22 protein-coding genes are annotated in these 16,261 nt (G+C 60.1%); 8 read left to right on the top strand and 14 right to left on the bottom strand.

Annotation, left to right across the window (positions count from 1 at the left end):
* Positions 1-9 precede the first annotated feature (9 nt).
* Positions 10-114, bottom strand: a complete 105-nt coding sequence (yhhA, locus tag AC1DON_RS08075) for a YhhA family cyclophane-containing RiPP (protein ID WP_476934295.1) — start codon at positions 112-114, stop codon at positions 10-12.
* On the opposite strand from yhhA, the gene AC1DON_RS08070 reads away from it, so the two are divergent.
* Positions 83-283, top strand: a complete 201-nt coding sequence (locus AC1DON_RS08070) for a hypothetical protein (RefSeq protein WP_476934296.1) — start codon at positions 83-85, stop codon at positions 281-283. The two genes, yhhA and AC1DON_RS08070, sit on opposite strands and share 32 nt — an antisense overlap.
* Before the next feature lie 199 nt (positions 284-482).
* On the opposite strand, the gene AC1DON_RS08065 is transcribed toward AC1DON_RS08070, so the two are convergent.
* The 7 genes from AC1DON_RS08065 to AC1DON_RS08035 form a co-directional block, all read right to left on the bottom strand.
* Positions 483-1,223 (bottom strand): HNH endonuclease family protein, encoded by a 741-nt coding sequence (locus AC1DON_RS08065; protein WP_476934266.1) that lies wholly within the window; start codon positions 1,221-1,223, stop codon positions 483-485.
* A gap of 40 nt (positions 1,224-1,263) precedes the next feature.
* On the bottom strand, positions 1,264-2,655 hold the full coding sequence (locus tag AC1DON_RS08060; RefSeq protein WP_476934265.1) for an AAA family ATPase: 1,392 nt from the start codon (positions 2,653-2,655) through the stop codon (positions 1,264-1,266).
* Between the two features lie 96 nt (positions 2,656-2,751).
* Positions 2,752-3,480, bottom strand: a complete 729-nt coding sequence (locus AC1DON_RS08055; protein ID WP_476934264.1) for a transcription termination/antitermination NusG family protein — start codon at positions 3,478-3,480, stop codon at positions 2,752-2,754.
* Positions 3,477-3,851: a hypothetical protein gene (locus AC1DON_RS08050; protein ID WP_476934263.1), complete on the bottom strand. Its 375-nt coding sequence runs from the start codon at positions 3,849-3,851 to the stop codon at positions 3,477-3,479. The genes AC1DON_RS08055 and AC1DON_RS08050 overlap by 4 nt, the downstream gene beginning before the upstream one ends.
* The gene (locus AC1DON_RS08045) at positions 3,835-4,692 is read right to left on the bottom strand and encodes a YdaU family protein (protein WP_476934262.1); all 858 of its coding nucleotides are present in this window, start codon (positions 4,690-4,692) and stop codon (positions 3,835-3,837) included. The genes AC1DON_RS08050 and AC1DON_RS08045 overlap by 17 nt, the downstream gene beginning before the upstream one ends.
* Positions 4,689-4,994 (bottom strand): LexA family protein, encoded by a 306-nt coding sequence (locus AC1DON_RS08040; RefSeq protein WP_476934261.1) that lies wholly within the window; start codon positions 4,992-4,994, stop codon positions 4,689-4,691. The genes AC1DON_RS08045 and AC1DON_RS08040 overlap by 4 nt, the downstream gene beginning before the upstream one ends.
* The gene (locus AC1DON_RS08035; protein ID WP_476934260.1) at positions 4,991-5,221 is read right to left on the bottom strand and encodes a hypothetical protein; all 231 of its coding nucleotides are present in this window, start codon (positions 5,219-5,221) and stop codon (positions 4,991-4,993) included. Before AC1DON_RS08035 ends, AC1DON_RS08040 begins: the two co-directional genes overlap by 4 nt.
* A gap of 447 nt (positions 5,222-5,668) precedes the next feature.
* Between AC1DON_RS08035 and AC1DON_RS08030 the strand changes: the two genes are divergently transcribed.
* The 7 genes from AC1DON_RS08030 to AC1DON_RS08000 all read left to right on the top strand — a co-directional run bounded on the left by AC1DON_RS08030 (position 5,669) and on the right by AC1DON_RS08000 (position 10,199).
* On the top strand, positions 5,669-6,346 hold the full coding sequence (locus AC1DON_RS08030; RefSeq protein WP_476934259.1) for a S24 family peptidase: 678 nt from the start codon (positions 5,669-5,671) through the stop codon (positions 6,344-6,346).
* A gap of 95 nt (positions 6,347-6,441) precedes the next feature.
* Positions 6,442-6,948 (top strand): hypothetical protein, encoded by a 507-nt coding sequence (locus tag AC1DON_RS08025; protein WP_476934258.1) that lies wholly within the window; start codon positions 6,442-6,444, stop codon positions 6,946-6,948.
* Positions 6,949-7,013: 65 nt separating this feature from the next.
* The gene (locus AC1DON_RS08020) at positions 7,014-7,328 is read left to right on the top strand and encodes a hypothetical protein (RefSeq protein ID WP_476934257.1); all 315 of its coding nucleotides are present in this window, start codon (positions 7,014-7,016) and stop codon (positions 7,326-7,328) included.
* Positions 7,329-7,340: 12 nt separating this feature from the next.
* Positions 7,341-7,862, top strand: a complete 522-nt coding sequence (locus AC1DON_RS08015) for a hypothetical protein (RefSeq protein ID WP_476934256.1) — start codon at positions 7,341-7,343, stop codon at positions 7,860-7,862.
* A gap of 33 nt (positions 7,863-7,895) precedes the next feature.
* Positions 7,896-8,465, top strand: a complete 570-nt coding sequence (locus AC1DON_RS08010) for a DUF2939 domain-containing protein (RefSeq protein WP_476934255.1) — start codon at positions 7,896-7,898, stop codon at positions 8,463-8,465.
* Between the two features lie 8 nt (positions 8,466-8,473).
* Positions 8,474-9,274 carry a hypothetical protein gene (locus AC1DON_RS08005; protein WP_476934254.1) on the top strand — a complete coding sequence of 267 codons (801 nt, stop codon included), beginning with the start codon at positions 8,474-8,476 and terminating at the stop codon, positions 9,272-9,274.
* Positions 9,275-9,695: 421 nt separating this feature from the next.
* Entirely contained in the window at positions 9,696-10,199 is a 504-nt protein-coding gene (locus AC1DON_RS08000; protein ID WP_476934253.1) for a hypothetical protein, read from the top strand.
* A gap of 141 nt (positions 10,200-10,340) precedes the next feature.
* Here AC1DON_RS08000 and AC1DON_RS07995 read toward each other — a convergent pair whose 3' ends face one another.
* From AC1DON_RS07995 to AC1DON_RS07970, 6 genes are all read right to left on the bottom strand, one after another.
* Positions 10,341-11,189, bottom strand: a complete 849-nt coding sequence (locus tag AC1DON_RS07995) for an MTAP family purine nucleoside phosphorylase (RefSeq protein WP_476934252.1) — start codon at positions 11,187-11,189, stop codon at positions 10,341-10,343.
* A 358-nt stretch (positions 11,190-11,547) separates the two neighbouring features.
* Entirely contained in the window at positions 11,548-12,549 is a 1,002-nt protein-coding gene (locus AC1DON_RS07990; RefSeq protein ID WP_476934251.1) for an aspartyl protease family protein, read from the bottom strand.
* Positions 12,550-12,821: 272 nt separating this feature from the next.
* A complete protein-coding gene (locus AC1DON_RS07985; RefSeq protein WP_476934250.1) occupies positions 12,822-13,970 on the bottom strand; it encodes an alpha/beta hydrolase in 1,149 nt (382 codons plus the stop codon).
* Positions 13,971-14,076: 106 nt separating this feature from the next.
* Positions 14,077-14,565 (bottom strand): PaaI family thioesterase, encoded by a 489-nt coding sequence (locus tag AC1DON_RS07980; RefSeq protein ID WP_476934249.1) that lies wholly within the window; start codon positions 14,563-14,565, stop codon positions 14,077-14,079.
* Positions 14,565-15,494 (bottom strand): NmrA family NAD(P)-binding protein, encoded by a 930-nt coding sequence (locus tag AC1DON_RS07975; protein ID WP_476934248.1) that lies wholly within the window; start codon positions 15,492-15,494, stop codon positions 14,565-14,567. The genes AC1DON_RS07980 and AC1DON_RS07975 overlap by 1 nt, the downstream gene beginning before the upstream one ends.
* Positions 15,495-15,569: 75 nt before the next feature.
* Positions 15,570-15,995, bottom strand: a complete 426-nt coding sequence (locus AC1DON_RS07970; RefSeq protein WP_476934247.1) for a MarR family winged helix-turn-helix transcriptional regulator — start codon at positions 15,993-15,995, stop codon at positions 15,570-15,572.
* Positions 15,996-16,261 lie beyond the last annotated feature (266 nt).

The following is a 16,261-nucleotide window of genomic DNA, read 5'->3' as shown; positions in this document are numbered from 1 at the left end:
CATTGATGACTATCGGTTATGGCGATTATGAACCCGGTCATAAGCGCGGTTAGATGTGTTGAGGTCCTCGTTACGGACTTCCTTGATCAAACGGGCCAGCGTCGCGCTGTCCACGGCCTGCGCCTTGACAGACAAAGATTGTTTAACGGTTGAGTTTTCCACGGCAAAATTCTCCGAATCTGCAAATGTTAAAAAGGAAAATAAGCTTGCCATAACAAATTGTCAAAAAATGTCGCAAAAAGTAAAATCCGGTTTAAAAACGGCATTTGCGCAAATCATTTGAATTATCATTGCACATGCAAAACATATGCCGAATCAATAAAAGTGAATAAATAAACTAAAATAGATTTATACAATAGAAAATAAATATAACGCTCATAACAAAAATAGCAACACTCATATGAATTACGCTTTATAATCATAAATCAAATGATATCTAAATCGCGATAGCGCATTACACAAGCAGGGAAAAATTTACCACGCTACGGAAATGGCAAATCCTTAAAATAATCCCAAACCATTGCGCTGTAAGGTGCTGATGGAAGCATGGACCTTCTCAGCACTTCCCGGCTATCCTCCACTAGTTGCTGCACTTCAGGATCAGGATTGACACGGAAACGCAAGACAAGTCGTCTGATTTCGTCAAGGTCCGCTAAACGCTTACGTCTCGGCTCCCCGTGACGCTCGTCGGCAAGGCCAACGACCTCGATCGTCTTTTTTCCCTTGGCACTGACACCCTTCGGAACTTCGGCGTGGTAGATAATATGCTGACGGGGATCTTCACTGCCACCAGGATCAAGTAGCAAAGGATCCTCCAGTCTTAAGTTGTCACGACGCTTTCGCGCTCGTTGCTCGGGCGCAACGAGTGGGAATAAGTTTTTCTTATGAAAAGAATTGCACACCTGGCAACTTAGATAGAGATTTGACCATTTATAAGATAACCAATAATAACCCGGATACAATTTAGGCTCACGCTTTGCCTGCTGAGAATACGCTTTCGGCCTGTAGTGCTCAACGTGAGCAGAACCGTAAGGCTCAGGAACCATCACTTCACAATAACAACATTTTCCATGTTGAATTCTATCAAGCTCAGCGTGTACATCTGCATGACAATAAAGCTGCGTGACTTTCAATGTCTTCCTACCAGAATCATATTCATCTGGTTCAGAATCGTAATTTTTTGCCAACGCTCCATGGGATTTTGCCGCTCTTTTCCGCAGCACGGCCGGGGCCCTACCTTTAACGATTCTAATCATTTGGCTTCTAGGACTTAAGCGCGTTGGTAGCCAGTACACGGAGCGCGTCTCGAACCCTTTGCTCTTCAGGAGACAACTCAGTTGGAAGCGCCAAGGCAAATTCGTCCAAGCCTTTAAGTTCAATTTTTTCTGCGGCAGTCAAGCGCGCTTTACTGATTAAGCGTTTACGGCGCTCCAACTTAACCTCAGCAGCAGGACTGCGAGCTGAATTAAAGTCGAACAAGTCACTTACTAACACCTGATCGACGCGCCACTCATTTTGTGGGAGCGGGTTATTGATAATTACAGCTTCATCATCGTTCCAGCGTACAACGCTTACATTCGCCCCAGCAGCAATAGACTCTTGTGCCGTGACGGGACTGTGAGTCGTTGCAATGAACTGAACGTTTGGGAAATGCTCAAGAAGATGAGCCCTGAGAGAGCGCTGCCACATCGGATGGAGATGAAGATCAATTTCGTCGATTAAAACAACTGCAGGCTCAGCAAGGGGATTCGCACTTGCTGGATACGCGATAAAGAGCCGCCATGCGAGATCGACGGTCCACGCAAACATGGTTTGATATCCAACACTTAGGCTATTCAACGCTACAAAACCTGATTTCGTTCGAACATGTATACCGTGCTGCGTTTTGGAGCGATTAGGGACATCCGGCCCCCTCACATCAACATCCTCAGGTTTCGTATCCGGCAGCAAAGCAGCAACAGCCGCGATCAAAATATTAAATCTTTTCGCATCGACTTGCTGAGCTGCTTCGGTTTGCGCCCGCGCCTTTTCGTCCACCATGGCATGATGTAGTCGGTCGAGAACTTCTGACGCGTCGTATAAATCGAGTCCTTCATCGAACAAGGTCTGGTTTTGATCACGGTCTTGAATCGAAACAATGTTGGAATGACCAACGTGTCGTCCTGCCGCATAAGCGATAACCAGAGGGTCGGGTTTAGATAGTGTATGCTTTGCCTGGAGAATAGAAACATCCGTCAACTCTCCATTAGAATGCTCTATATTTGCTCCAATTTTAAACCGTGCCTCTGACGTGACCTTCTGATTAAATTTTACGTTGCTTAATATCGCATCGATAGAAGCAGACTCACTTGCGCGATTTCTGATAAATCCGGTGATTTCATCATTCGAATGTTCAGCTAACTCTGGATCAACAAATGTTGGAGCGCCACTGTAGTTAACCCCTGTCTTTTTTCGTTGGAAGGCCGCGATAGGGCGCATTCGGACAAGGCATTGAAGAATTGTCGTTTTACCGCACCCATTTTCCCCCAGGATTAAATTCCATCGTGATGGACTGCCGGAAGCATCCGTCAACTTCAACGTCTGCTGGCTCTTAAAGGCCCGGACGTTAGCTAACCGAAGTTCAACATAATAAAAATGTTCTCTGCGTTGCGTCATGTCGATTGAATCGCCCCCAGCGTGTAACAAATCTATTGTCTCTTAACGAGCCAATTGCAAGCAATCTTACTTGCTCTTTCAGTTGGCACTAATTTCCTACTCCACCGCTCTTACCTTCACTGGCAGGTCGACCGTGATCGCCGTCGAGCGGCCGAACAAATCCAGCAGCGCGCGCAGGCGCCCCATGCCGTCATTGGCCGTTACGACCGCGCGCAGGAAGGTGCCGCAGGTTTCGATCTCGACCTCGGCGCCGGGTTGCAGCCCTGCCCGCCACGATTCCACCGGCACATGCCGGCGCTCGCGCTCAGGCACCCAGCCCGTCAGGCCGTCGAGCGTGACTTCCCGCGCGCGGATGGCGTCGATGACCACGGGTTTGACCGCGCCGATCGCTATGCGGCCTTCGACGCCGTAGAGGCTGATCATCGGCCGCACAGGCGTCCGGTCAGGCGCTTTGCGGGCGAAGACATAGCCGCCGAACAGGGGCTCAGGCACCCATTCGAGCTTGGTCGCCAGCCGGCCGTTGCGCATCGGACGGCGGCGGCGCAGCAGTTGCGGCAGGTAGCTCTCATAGCCTTCGCGCGCCATGTCGGCCAGCATCAGCCGGATGGTTGCCGGGTCGTTGCGATGGCGCAGGACGTACCACAGGCGGTTGTGGGATTGGGTGTGAGTGGAAGCAAGAGACCCCTCCACCACATCTCGTCCGCGCAAGCGCGGCCTCGTGCGGTCCCCCTCCCCATCGCCTTCGGCGACAGGGCGGAGGGAGGGCGAGGCTTCGCTCTCGGTCTCAGCCGAAACGGGGCGGAAAAGTGGGTCGTGCTTCGTCATTGTGTGTCTCCGGTCAGATCGAGGAATTCGCGGGCCTTGCGCGCCATGGCTTTGCGGAAGGCGCCCAGGCGCTGGCAGTGCGCCAGAATGTCGCCCGGTTGCGGCGCAAAGGCCGCCTTGTCGCCGTTGATCCAGCCCTGCGCCGCGCGCTCAAGCACATCGCGCGGCCAGCCCTTCAGGCTTTGGCGCCACTGCGCCAGGACCAGGGTTTTCGAAGCTTCGGCGCGGCGGTCGAACTCGGCGTACATGATCAGAAGCGTCAGGATGACCTGCCCCAGCTCGGCGTCGCTGGCCGGCGCATTGTCGGCCAGGACGCGCATCGCATCGGCGCGCAGGCGCGCTTGGTCGGGATGCTCACGCAGAGCCTTCAAACTCAGCCTCGCCAGGGGCAGCTCCGCCAAATGCGCGGCCGAAAGCGGCGATGGTCGAGTCCTGGTTGCGTTGGGCGCGGGTGCGGTAAGGACCTTTGGGTTCGGCATGGGTCGGCTCCGGTGTCGGTTGGGTGCGCAGGTGGCGGGCTTCGGCGATGGCGGGGCCGAAGAACAGCCAGCTTTTCGGGGCAATGGGCCGGCGGGCATTGAGCAGCACGGTGCGGACGCCGGTCACGACATCGCGCCATTCGAAGCGGTCGATCTCATGCCAGGCCAGCAGGACCGGCGCGGACGTCCGCGGCCAGATATCGCGGGCCGGATCGGCGCAACCGGTCGCGCTGATCAAGGCATCGACCCACTCCGTTCGCGAAATGGGCCAGTCCGCCGCAGCCTCAGCAGGAAGCAAATGGTTTTGATTAGGGTTAGGGTTCTGGTTCTGGTTCTGGTTCTGGTTGTCATGGTATTGGCTGTCGTCTGGCATGCCATTACCAACAGCTTCTTCATTGTTTTTATTATATCTTTTTCCGGCATTACGTTTTCCAGCCACCGAACGTTTCGCGATCGTGTCGGTGTATTTCGCGTGTTCCACCGTCAGCCGCTTCTGCGTCAGCACGCCACGGCGGCGGCGGAAAAACGCCAGGATCGTGCCGCGCATCCCCGCCCATTCGGCGTCGCTGCAGTGCGCCAGCTTCGCCAACCGGACATCGTCGGCCGGCAGCTTGCCGCCACTGCGCCACATAGCCATGAGCAGCAGCAGATAGGCGCCGTGCTCCGACCGCGTCAGGTGCGTCGTGTCGGCCAGGTAGTCGCCGACATAGAGCGGGATATAGGGCGCGGTCATCCCAGGCTTGCCGAAGAATGGGCTTTCAACTCGGCGGCGACCGCATCGGCGCCGTACTGGCGCACCAGGCACGCCACGCCGTCGGCGATGTCGGTGTGCTTGATGACGCGCAGGGAGCGCGACTTGCCGGGCGTCCGGGCGATATAGCCGAGATAGACCAGGCCGTGGATGTGCCGGAAGACGGCGGTCTTGCCGATACCGGTCAGCCGGCCGATCTCTTCGTAGGACGGCGCGACACCCTGGCTGGTCAGATTGAGGATGGCGTCGAGGCAGCGCCGTTCGGAAGGGGTGATGCCGTTCATGCCCGCCCCCGCTTCAGAAGGTGCGCCACGCCGGCGGCCACGGCCTCAAAGGCGTAGAGCGGCCAGAGCAGCATGTCCGCCGCCCAGCCCCACAGGCAGATACGGCGCGCGCGGTCGGTGTCGGTCCCGGTCAGGCTTTCGGCGTAGGTGTGGCGGTGCGCGTCCAGCACAGCGGCGACGATTCCGCCGACCGCGAAATAAAGCGCTGGACAGGTAACACTGTTCATGAAATGTTCCATTCAGGATTATCCCGTATTGAGTCGATTGAAAAGGCGCCCCGCGCCGCAATAGCCAGCGCGGGGCCAGTTTCAGGGAGTCAGTAGTCTTGGCGGAAGATTCCGCCTATGGAGTGTAAGTCACCGCCGGACGCGGAACTGCGGCCGGCCATTCCTCATCAGGCCAGTTGTTGGAGAACCAACTCATGACCTCATCATACTTGCGGACCGTAAAGGCCCGCCCGTTCCTCAGGCGCTCGAAAAAGCGCCAGTCTCCGGCGGACATGTTGCCGACCGTCGCGTCCCTGAAGCCCCGTCTGGCCGCAAAGAGGTGCGCGCATGTCAGCAGATGAGTCCGAAGTTCGTAATCCACACCCGCACTATAAACGGATACTTCCGCTTTTAACAAGCGGAAAGATACGCATTGCGGCCGATATTTTTAAAGCGGATATTTCCGCCATGACTGAGACATTGACCGAATCCTTGCTGGCCCGGCGAATCCGCGCCCGCCTCCCCGTCATTGGCAAAAGCGCGGCGCGCGCCTCGCTGGATGCCGGCTTCGGCAAGGACTTCATCGCCGACATCTTCAAGGGCAAGAAGGACAGCGTCTACGGCGACAACCTGGCTGCGCTTGCGCGTGAGCTTCAGGTGCCGGCGGCCTACCTGACCGACGACGATTTCGTGCTGGACGCAGGCCCCGTCGTCATCCGCGACAGCCGCGTCGAAGGCGATATCGTCAAGGTGCCGCAGATTGACCTGCGCTTCGGCATGGGCGGCGGCCAGCCGTTCGACGAAGCGGTGACCGAAGACGTGATGGACTTTCCGAAGAACTGGATCCGGCAGTTCACGACCTCGTCGCTGACCCAGCTGTTCTTTGTCATCGGCGCGGGCGACTCGATGAGCCCGACCATCGGCGACAGCGATATCCTCTTGTGCGACCGCACCCAGACCCAGCCCAGCATGGGCGACAAGATCTGGGCGATCACACAGTACGGCCACGGCCAGATCAAGCGCCTGCGGCCAACGCAAAACGGCTATCAGATCCTGTCGGACAATCCCTTGATCCCGCCCGACATGGCGGCGGACGGCTCGATGGAGATCATCGGCCGGGTGATCGCAATCGTCAGGCGGGTATAAAAAAAGACCGCCCCAGGGTTGCAATTCTTCCGTGCGCGGGTTATGCGTACAAAACAAGAACATATACGTAAACACCGCGTCAGAAGGACCTCACAATGAAAACAGCCATCACGGGTTTCGCCGCGACCGTCCTGCTCGCAGTCATACCGGCTTCCGCCTCCGCCGCTCCGGATATTATCGCCTTTACCAACAGGATCGACGGCGTCAGCGCCTTCCTTGCCGGAAAGGACCTGTGCGAGGCCGTCGGCTATACCTACGCGCCGCAGGTTGTCGAAAACACGATCAAGCCGACCGTTGCCCAGGCGGTAAAGGACGGCATGGCCGAAGACATGGCACACGGCATGATGAAGGCATCACTCCAAGCGGCCGCGCAGGAAGAAATCACGCTTTGGAAGGAATTCCGGGCCCGGAGCGCTGCGGCGGGCAGGGCAAACGACCCGGCGGCTGTCCGCGCAAATGCCGACGCGCTTTACAAGACGCTAGATACCCGCTGCGGCGGTTTTGCCCGGTCTGCGGAATTCAAAACCTATATCACCGCTCCGGAAAGCGGCGGATACAAGCACTTCTACCAGTGGCTGCTCGCCAAGTGGGAAGCGGAATAGCAGCGACACGACTTCTCTAACGCGCACTCAGATGAGCGCGAGGAATTTACACATAGTGCCGTTGAATGATGGTGAAAGCGCCATCTGGCGCTTGCAATCTGTGCGTAAAAATCATCGCAAACGCGAGCACCTTGACGAGCAAGACAATGAAGACGTGGATATCCATACTGGCCGGCGTGGCCCTAGCGGCCGCTGCGCCCGTGAACGCAGCGGCGCCCGACTACGTCGCCTTCAACCGAAAAATCGATGCGATCAGCACCTTCCTGATGTCAGGCGAGCTATGCACCCGCATCGGCGACACATGGAGAGGGTTGCAATCCATGCGCGACTGTGGTCTGTGTACAAAGCAAGAACATGATCAACGGGGCGCGTTGATCTAAGGGGGCCTTATAATGAAATCACTCAGACCGGTTTGGGCCGGCGCGATCATGGCGGCGTTCTGTGGCATCGCCCTGCCGAGTATGGCGCAAGCGCAAGCGCTTGACACGGGCTCCTATCTCAAAGCCGTAGACGAAGTAAGCGTGTTCATGGCCGTGGTTGGGGAATGCCCTCTGGCCGGCTACACGGGCGAAGTCGCGTCCATGAAACAGGTCGTGTACGATACCATCGCGCAGGCGGTCGCCGGCGGCATGACGCATGACATGGCCGAAAGCATGATGCTTAATGCCTACAAGCTGACCAGTATGAACGAACAGTTCGAAGCGCTTGATTACAAGCTGGCGTTCAAGCGGGCGGCCACGGCCGGTAATGCGGCCGAGACAGACAAGGCAGCCAGGGCCTGGTTCGACCACGTCGACGGCAAGTGCGCCGCGTTGGCTAAGATGCCGCGCTTCCGCCCGGTGCTTACCGCGCCTCAGGAACCGGGCTTCGAATTGTTCAAACGGATCAAGACGAAGGACCTTGCCGAGGAATAGCTTCGTCAGGCACAGGATGACTTAAGGGGCATTATGAAACAGAAGAATCTTATAGGACTCGGGGCAGCGGCTGCAATTGTCATGGCCCTGGCAACGGCCTACTTCGCCTCGCCGTTTTTCGCGGCCTCGGCGCTTGTCGAGGCCATGCGCAGGGGCGACCAGAAAAAGATCGAGGCGCTGGTCGATTTTCCGGCCGTCAAGGACAGCCTGCGCACGCAGATGACCGAGGTCCTGACCGACAGCATGACCAACGATCCTGAGATGCGGGACAATCCCTTTGCCGGCATGGCCGTGGCCATGGTTCCGGCCATGGTGGGCGGCGCCGTCGATATGATGGTGTCCCCCAAGGGTCTGAGCGCCCTGGCGTCCGGCCACACCGCGCCGACGGCCGGTGAAGCGCCGGCGGCGACCTCCGATGCCGACCGGCCGAAGCACCAGTTCACCTATGATAGTATAGACCGCTTCCGCTCGTCGGCCGTCTCCCAGTCCGATCCAACCCAGCACGTCAGCTTCATCTTCGAACGCCGCAACGTCTTTTCGTGGAAGCTGGTCAAGGTTGAACTGCCCACCGCGACCCTGGCGCGCCAGCCGCAACAACCATAAGGGATACCATGCGCAACCTCCTTCTCGCTGCCGGCCTGCTGCTGGCCACCACACCTGCGTTCGCCGACAGTTTGCAAGAGCGGACAAAATGGGAAAACGAGATCACGGCCCAGAGCCAGGTCTTCGTGTCCACGGCGCCCTGCGGCTATGTTGGCTTCGACGCGGACCATGAACGGGCCGACGCGCACCTGAAAGCCGTCTTCTCCACAGCGTCATCCAGGGGGGTGGCTCCCGCCTATGCCGACAGCTACGCCTCCTTGCAACTGACCGCCGCCATGACGCAGATGAAGGTGCACTACAACCCTGCGGCCGCGCCTGAAGATCCTGTCACCGGCTATAATTGGATGAGCGACGTTTTTGCCTATTGGTCGCCGATCTGCGCGCGCCTGGCCAAAGGCGGTAACGGCATTGCGCCGGGCGCCTTCCAGAAGTCCGGGCATGCCGGTACCTATACCGACTATCTTGAGTACAAGGCCGAACAGGGCGCGCCGGATGACCTGGCGCTGATGGCGGCCGTATACGGCCTCAGGCTGGCCCCGGATCCCGGCGGCGTGAAAGAGCTGAAATGGACGAAACTGGCGGCCGACAAACGCAACGCCTACGCGGCCTACCAGATGGCCATAGTCAACGCGCGTGGCAAGCTGGGGCAGCCGACGAACGCGGCACAGGCCATGGTCTGGCTGATCATTGCCGAAAAGCTTGGCCAGGAAGACGAAATAGAGCTGAAGCCCGGTCTGCTAGAGGTTCTTACCAAGGCCGAGCTGGCCAGGTCCGGTGTCGAGGCCAAGGCCTGGCTGGCCAGCCATTAAGGTGCGATGCGGACGAGGTGGGCCGGATTGTCCATCCAGCAGTCGTAATTGGTGACCACGCAAACCGTGCGATAGGCCATCCGGGCCTGCACCCCGCCCTGCGACCGTATTTTCGATCTTGAGGGACGCGCCGGCTATGCACTCCATTGGGCCAGAAAACACAAGAAAAATGGCGGCGATGATCGAAGAACACGGCAGCGACTTTCTGGGCGTCAGCGACTTTCAGGAGCATCGGCTTAATGGCGGCTGGCTTCGCACATCACGGACATTCTGAAAGTCATCGCCGACACCTGGCAGCCGCGTGAGCTCGACGATTTCTATACATACGCCTTCGATTGACGGTGAAAAACACCATCGGGTGCTTGCAATCTATGCATGAAAATGTTTAGCACAAAACGCGAACAATTTAGAAGGGCGAGCAATGAAGACGTGGATATCGATCCTTACCGGCGCGATCATGCTCTGCGCCTTGCCCGCGAATGCGGCGGCGCCCGACTATATCGCCTTCACCCGCAAGATCGACGAAATCAGCGGTTTTCTGTCTATGGTCCACCTCTGCCGGGCTGCGGGATATACCACACTGACGGACAAAGATACCGTGGAGAAAACCGTTGCCCCCACGATCAACCAGGCGATAAAGGACGGCATTCCCGAGGACATGGCCTACGGCATGATGAGCGCTTCGCAGGACGCCGGCATCAAGAACGCAACCGCACTGCTGAATGATCACGACGCCAAGCTCGTTACCGCCATCAATGCCCAGGACAAAACGGCACTCATGGCAGAGACCGACGTATTTTATAAGTACGTCGACGGCCGGTGCCAGGAATATGCCGGATCCCCGAAGTTCAGCGTCCTCATCACGGCACCTGAAAGCGACGGATATACGCATTTTATAAAGTGGGAAATGGACAGACTGGAATAGGCGGACGAGGTCTTCGACCGCTACGTCAAATAGATGGAGGCGAAATTCACCGCCCCTTAGGGTTTTCAGGCGGCACGGCCTTTCCGGGAAAGTCCCAAAAGCCGCCGCATATCCGTGCGATCGTCGCCTTCGCGTAAGCCCCTAAGCCCGCAGAACGTCCAGCCAGGCGCGCTGTTCCGGAGAGATCGCACTGTCCGGGGTAAGCACCGCGTCCTTCAACGCCGTTCGGATATCGGCCGGCGTGTCGGTGAGCGGCGCGCGGATCAGCTCGGCCAGCAGCGCCCGGCCCTTGGCGACCGAGGCGGCGTAGACCTCAAGGAAGCTTGTGACGCTGACGTGCTGGGCGGGGTCGTCCATCCAGCAGTCATAGTCGGTCACCACGCAGACCGTGCAGTAGGCCATCTGGGCCTCGCGCGCCAGAAAGGCTTCGGGGACATTGGTCATGCCGACGAGATCGCAGGCCGCCGCGTCACGCAGGAAAAAGCTCTCGGCGCGGGTGCCGAGACGCGGCCCCTCCACGCAGGCATAGGTCTTGTCCAGGTGCAGGGGCTGGTTGATGCGGGCGGCAGCGGCGGCGATGTCGGACGCCAGGGCCGGACAGGCCGGGTGTGCGGTCGAGATGTGCGCCGCCACGCCATTGCCAAAGAATCTGTATTCGCGCTTGCCACGTGTATGGTCGAAATATTGCGACACGACGGCCAGGTCTCCCGGCCGGATGTCCTCGCGCAAGGATCCCGACGCCGACAGGCTGAAGATCCGTCGCGCCCCCAGGGCTTTCAGCGCAAAGATGTTGGCTCGGTAATTGACCTCGTGCGGCAGCAGTGTGTGCCCCTTGCCGTGACGCGCCAGGAACAGCACTGGCTGTCCCAGATAGCGGCCTTCGGAGATGGCGCCCGAGGGCTTGCCGAACGGCGTGTCAACGACGTGTTCGGCGGTGATCTCAAGCCCGTCCAGCGCATAGAAGCCGGAACCGCCGATGACGCTCAGCATGAAGAAAGCCTTTCAGAATCGTGCCGGCTACATTGGCGCGTTTTCCCCGCGGCCGGAAGCGTATCCGCGTCTTCCGCATTGCGCGATGAGCGGAAGGAAGGTCCCCCTTCCGTCAGCTCCGCTATGCTCGCTGCCACCTTCCCCGTAAACCGGGAAGGAACGAGATAGATGCTTTTCCTTCCCCGTTTACGGGGAAGGTGGCATTTGCGAAGCAAATGACGGAAGGGGGATTTTTCTTCCTTTCCTTCGCACCAGAAGCGGACGAGACGGCACCCATTCCGGAAACGCAGCGCCCTTGATTACAGTTTAGCGATATCGAACCGAAGGCGGACACGAGGTGCGATAACGGAATTGCCGGTTACGCAGTCTCCACGCTAACACCGGGCAAAGGGTGCGGTGGCGCGGCACTGAGTTCGAAGCGGATATCCTTGCTGCGATAGTCGAGCGATACCGATGCAAACTGGCGCAGGTAGTCCATGCCGATCAGCAGGGCCGGTCGTGTCGCTGCCTTCCACAGGTCGAAATCCGGAACGTCGGCGATGACCAGCGTACCGTCGGTGAAGGCCAGGTCCTGCAGCCTTATCCGCCTGACGGGGACGATCTGTCCCTGCAGCAGCCCGCCGGTCGCACCGGTCAGATTGACATAGGCACCGGGCGCGAAGTTGCGGTTGCGCACGCCCATGGCCGCCATAAGCGCCGAGTTCCCGACGGATACCTCGGCACCGGTATCGATGAAGGCCATGGCGAGAACGGTGTCGACCAGACAGTTCATGATACGCAGATAGCCCCCGCTGCCCTTGGTCCGGACGTGGACCACATCAGGCTGTTTTTCGTTGATGAGCCTGCCGGCCTCTTCGATGCGTATCTCCTGGCGGGCGAAATCGAAGGTGACGCGGGTCGTGTCGATGGCGTCCAGGCCGAGATAACCGTCGCAGGTGAGCGCGGCCCGGCGCAGGACCGGAAGGGTCAGGCCATGGCGGCAGAAAGGCCCAAAGCCCAACTCATGGACCTTGGCCGTCGGCACGCTGGCGCGCCCGGCCACGCCGGATATGGTGACGGACCGTCCGGGCGGCAGACCCAGCCGGCCCACCACTTCGTCGGACAGGACCGACCGTTCGGCGCCGGTATCGACGATGAAGCGGAACGGCCCTTCAGCGTTGATCATGACATCGATCATCATGCGCCGGCTGGGATCCACGCGGGCAGCGAAACGGACGCCACCCTTGCCGTCCGGCTCAACCTGCCTGGTCGCCTGAGCGTTGACAACCTGGCCAAGGCCGTTGCGCGGTAAGGTGGCCAGGCCCAGTCCCGCCGCCAGCACGCTGCGCCGCGCCCAGGTTGGATCGATGATATGTGTCATGCCGCTGCCCTAGGCCGGTCCAGCGGATACGCCATTCCGCAACCTGTTCTCCTATCAGGGTCAAACGGTGGACACTTGTATTTTTTTAACCGTCCCTGGCCGCGCAATGAACCAGCCCGACAACACGGGTGACGGCGCCGCTTTTTTTAGCGCGAGCCCTGACGATGCAAGGTCTCACGCTGCAGGTCGTCCAAAGTCTTGCCTTCGGGCGGGGTGAGATAGGACTGGGCCTGTTCTGCATCGATGGCGCACGTGGCGGCGTCCCCAATAGCTCAACGCGGGAAAGCCAGGGTCATCGTCCGGGCAAAAGCGTAGGCCCAGGCTTCGCTGTCGTGCCCGGCATACAGGTCCATAAACCCGCACGGGACGCCGCTGGCGATCGCTTTCTGGCAGACGGACCGTGTGCTTTTGAAGAACGCCTCTTCAAAGCGCCCGGCCTCAAGATAGAGTTTGAGAGGCCCCTGACCCGAAAAGTCGAAATAGCGAGGCGGCATGCCCATCGAGAACGCCGCCACGTGCTGAAACTGTTCGCGCTGACGCAGGGCGAAGCTCAGGGCCCAGACGGCGCCGTTGGAAAATCCGAACGTCATCCGGTCGCCGGGACGCGTGCTGGCGTGATAGTCGCGCTCGGCCAGCGGCATGACCTCTTTCAACACAAAGGCTTCGTGTTTCAGGTAATCGGCCGGTATCGCGCCGGGCGTGGGAATATATTCGCGGGCGCGCAGGTCGTAGGTATCGCCCGGCAAGGCAGGTCCATCGCCGGCGGCGATGCCGACCAGGACCACCGGCCTTATGACGCCGTCCGCGATCAGCCTGTCCACGATCGCCGCGAACGCATCCATACTCTGCCCGTCGGCCAGGTACACGACCGGAAATCCCGCATCAGGTGCGTCGGCTTTCGGCGTGTAAATCCTGACCGCCCGCCGTGCCTTGAGATGCACGCTGTCGAGGTCGCGCTCAGTGACAGCGCCTTGCAGAACCGTCGCCGCTTCGGGCCGTGGCGGCGCCTGCGGGCCGCGATAGACCAGTCTCGGCGCATCGTCATTCGACAGCGTCAGGGTGATGATGGACTGCGCGATGGCCGGCACACGATAGACCGCGCCCCAGATGCCGCGACCGCCGTCCTTGCCCAGCGACGCCATGGACGACTGGAACGTACAACACAGGCGTACCTCCTCGCCGTCGGCGCGCGCCGCGACCCGGATGATGTCGCCTTCGATCCAGTAGACCAGCGTCTCCCCTTTAAGCCGGTCCACCGCCTCCGCAGCCGAAAAGTCGACCATATAGCGACAGACGTCCTTATCGGTGCAGTCTCCGACCGGCCGGGCAGCTTGGACTGTGGCGGCCTGATCTTGCGCGCAGGCCGGCAGGGCCACGAGCGCCGCGACTGAGACACAGACCATGACCCAAAGCTTCGACATCCTGCCCCTCCCCTGCGCCCGCCCATCACAAGGCAGGATTGTGGCGGATTGCGGGACAGGTCAAGGCGGTGCGACTATTATTGTCAGGCCCGGCCACAGCCTGGGTTCAGCGTCCCATCGCCATAACGCAGCAGGTTTCGGTGCCGTGGGCGATCAACTGGCCATCGCTGTCGAACAGCTTGCCCTCGGCGCTGGCGATGCGGCCGCCCACGTGCAGCAGCGTGCCCTCGGCCCTGAGCGTGCCGCTGTCCTCCCGCAGGGGGCGGCTGAATGTCGTATGCAGGTCTATGGTTGTGTAGCCCTGCCTTGCCCCCAGCGCCGAGTGCACCGCGCAGCCCATGACGGTGTCAAGCAGCATCGAAATCCAGCCGCCGTGCACAAAACCCATCGGGTTATAGAACTGGGCCGACGGCTGACCGGCGAAAACGACGTGGCCGCGCGCGACCGACACGGGCCATATCTGGGCCGTCCGGGCAAAAGGCGGCGCCGGCAATTCCGCCGTCAGCAGCTTTTGCAAGAACTCAAGGCCGGTCATGCCGCCGGCGACTTCGGGCGGAACAATGCCGAATTCACGATAGGGTCCGTGCGGGTCCATCACACCATACCTCCGAAGATTTGTGTATTCGCGGCCGCAAAGGCTTCGAATGTCACCGGCTGCCGCCCGGTGAGCCGCTCGAAATAACCCAGGTCCGGCACGGCTCCGGTGGTCCCGCCCATGCGGGCGAACATGACCCCCAGGGCCGATATGTGCCTGGCCATGTCCGGATTGACCGGCCCGCCGTCCCCGCCCCCGGCCAGCCGCCGAAGCTCGGCCGCCCAGTCATCGCGGCTGACCGGCTGATAGCAGACGGGCTTGCCGGTGGTGCGGGACAGCACGGCGGCGATCGCTGCGTGGCTCAACACCTCGACGCCCGGAATAGTGTGCACACGGCCCGGGAACTTTTCAGGATGCAGCAGGGCCTCGGCGGCGACCAGGGCCGCGTCGCTGCCGCTGATCCACGGCACCTCCGCATCACCAAAGCTGTTGCGCATGACGCCTTCGTCGTGGACGGACGCGCCGTGCAGGATCGACAGGTTTTCGAAAAACAGCGCCGCGATACGCAGGACGCAGATATCGAGCCCGGCCCAGTCCAGGACCTCCTCCGCCAGCCATTGGGCGCGGCCGAGGTGGCTTGGGCTTTGCGGATGCGCGGCGCCCATGGAGGTCACGACCACCCTGACCGCCTCGCCGGTTTCGCGGACCGCGGCGGCAAGACTGGCGGCGGCTTCGACGACGCCGGCATTGACCGGATAGGTGAAGCTGACGGCGCTTGTGCCCGACAAGGCACGGACAAGCGACGCGCGATCGAAGAAGTCGCCGATGACGACCTCCGCGCCGCGCACAGCCAGCGCATCCGTGACCTCCGTCCGGCGCCGCGCCAGAACGCGGACCGCCCGCCCCGCCCCGATCAGACGATCAACCAGATGCCGGCCGGTGCCGCCATGCTTCCCGGTCGCGCCTGTCACCAGGATGGGTTTGTCCACGCCAAATTCCGTCATTGCCTGGCTCCTGTGTATATGCACATGTTTGGTCGTGCCTTTGGTTTCGGTTTACGCGCGTCAGTCCAGTTCGAGATCGAGCAGATCGGTGCGCAGTTTGCGGGTCTTGTCTTCGCCGATCCGGGCTTCGAACTGGCCTTGCGCCTTTTCCCACAGCGGTATGGCGGCCTCAAGCCGCTCCCGGCCGGCCACGGTCAGGCTGTAGGTCAGCTTCTGACCGCCCGCGCCGTCCACGTCACTCTGAACCAGCCCTGCTCGTGTCAAAGGCTTGAGCGCCCGCAGCAAGGTAGTGCGGTCGGCCTTCAGCAGATCGGTCAGCTCGGACATGGTCAGCTTTTCGTTATCGCAGATCAGCGAAAGGATCGAAAACTGGGCCGTCGTGACCCCGACCTCGGCCAGCACGTCTTCATAGGCGCGCGTAATTTGCCGCGCCGCCTGGCGGATGGCGAAGCAGTGACAATCATCGAGACGGGAGCGAACAACCATATGGCTTCATGACATGTGCATATGCACAGAGTCAATATGCCGCGTCTGACAGACCGGACAATCGTCTCCACGGTGGGCGTAAAGACAAGGTTGGATCGCCGATCGGTTCACGAAGCGCGATGAGCGGAAGGGGAAGCCGAGCAAGCCCTCGTTAATGGCAACCGTGACTTGATCGCCCGCTTCGAGAAGAAGATTGACGTCGCTGTCGCCCGTGCTTGGGGTGACGCAGAGGGTGAGGTCGCCGCATGATTGAGGAGGCAACCCGG

The sequence above is a fragment of the Asticcacaulis sp. P4_H10 genome, assembly GCF_056400965.1.
Note: the sequence above shows the minus strand (reverse complement) of the source record. Positions and strands in the feature narration are given on the sequence as shown.

Bases quoted from the DNA above. Each gene is read 5' to 3' on its own strand.
- AC1DON_RS08060 (WP_476934265.1), bottom strand. From the start codon at position 2,655: ATGACGCAACGCAGAGAACATTTTTATTATGTTGAACTTCGGTTAGCT.
- AC1DON_RS08055 (WP_476934264.1), bottom strand. From the start codon at position 3,480: ATGACGAAGCACGACCCACTTTTCCGCCCCGTTTCGGCTGAGACCGAG.
- AC1DON_RS08045 (WP_476934262.1), bottom strand. From the start codon at position 4,692: ATGACCGCGCCCTATATCCCGCTCTATGTCGGCGACTACCTGGCCGAC.
- AC1DON_RS08040 (WP_476934261.1), bottom strand. From the start codon at position 4,994: ATGAACGGCATCACCCCTTCCGAACGGCGCTGCCTCGACGCCATCCTC.
- AC1DON_RS08035 (WP_476934260.1), bottom strand. From the start codon at position 5,221: ATGAACAGTGTTACCTGTCCAGCGCTTTATTTCGCGGTCGGCGGAATC.
- AC1DON_RS08030 (WP_476934259.1), top strand. From the start codon at position 5,669: ATGACTGAGACATTGACCGAATCCTTGCTGGCCCGGCGAATCCGCGCC.
- AC1DON_RS08025 (WP_476934258.1), top strand. From the start codon at position 6,442: ATGAAAACAGCCATCACGGGTTTCGCCGCGACCGTCCTGCTCGCAGTC.
- AC1DON_RS08020 (WP_476934257.1), top strand. From the start codon at position 7,014: ATGATGGTGAAAGCGCCATCTGGCGCTTGCAATCTGTGCGTAAAAATC.
- AC1DON_RS08015 (WP_476934256.1), top strand. From the start codon at position 7,341: ATGAAATCACTCAGACCGGTTTGGGCCGGCGCGATCATGGCGGCGTTC.
- AC1DON_RS08010 (WP_476934255.1), top strand. From the start codon at position 7,896: ATGAAACAGAAGAATCTTATAGGACTCGGGGCAGCGGCTGCAATTGTC.
- AC1DON_RS08005 (WP_476934254.1), top strand. From the start codon at position 8,474: ATGCGCAACCTCCTTCTCGCTGCCGGCCTGCTGCTGGCCACCACACCT.
- AC1DON_RS08000 (WP_476934253.1), top strand. From the start codon at position 9,696: ATGAAGACGTGGATATCGATCCTTACCGGCGCGATCATGCTCTGCGCC.
- AC1DON_RS07995 (WP_476934252.1), bottom strand. From the start codon at position 11,189: ATGCTGAGCGTCATCGGCGGTTCCGGCTTCTATGCGCTGGACGGGCTT.
- AC1DON_RS07990 (WP_476934251.1), bottom strand. From the start codon at position 12,549: ATGACACATATCATCGATCCAACCTGGGCGCGGCGCAGCGTGCTGGCG.
- AC1DON_RS07985 (WP_476934250.1), bottom strand. From the start codon at position 13,970: ATGTCGAAGCTTTGGGTCATGGTCTGTGTCTCAGTCGCGGCGCTCGTG.
- AC1DON_RS07980 (WP_476934249.1), bottom strand. From the start codon at position 14,565: ATGGACCCGCACGGACCCTATCGTGAATTCGGCATTGTTCCGCCCGAA.
- AC1DON_RS07970 (WP_476934247.1), bottom strand. From the start codon at position 15,995: ATGGTTGTTCGCTCCCGTCTCGATGATTGTCACTGCTTCGCCATCCGC.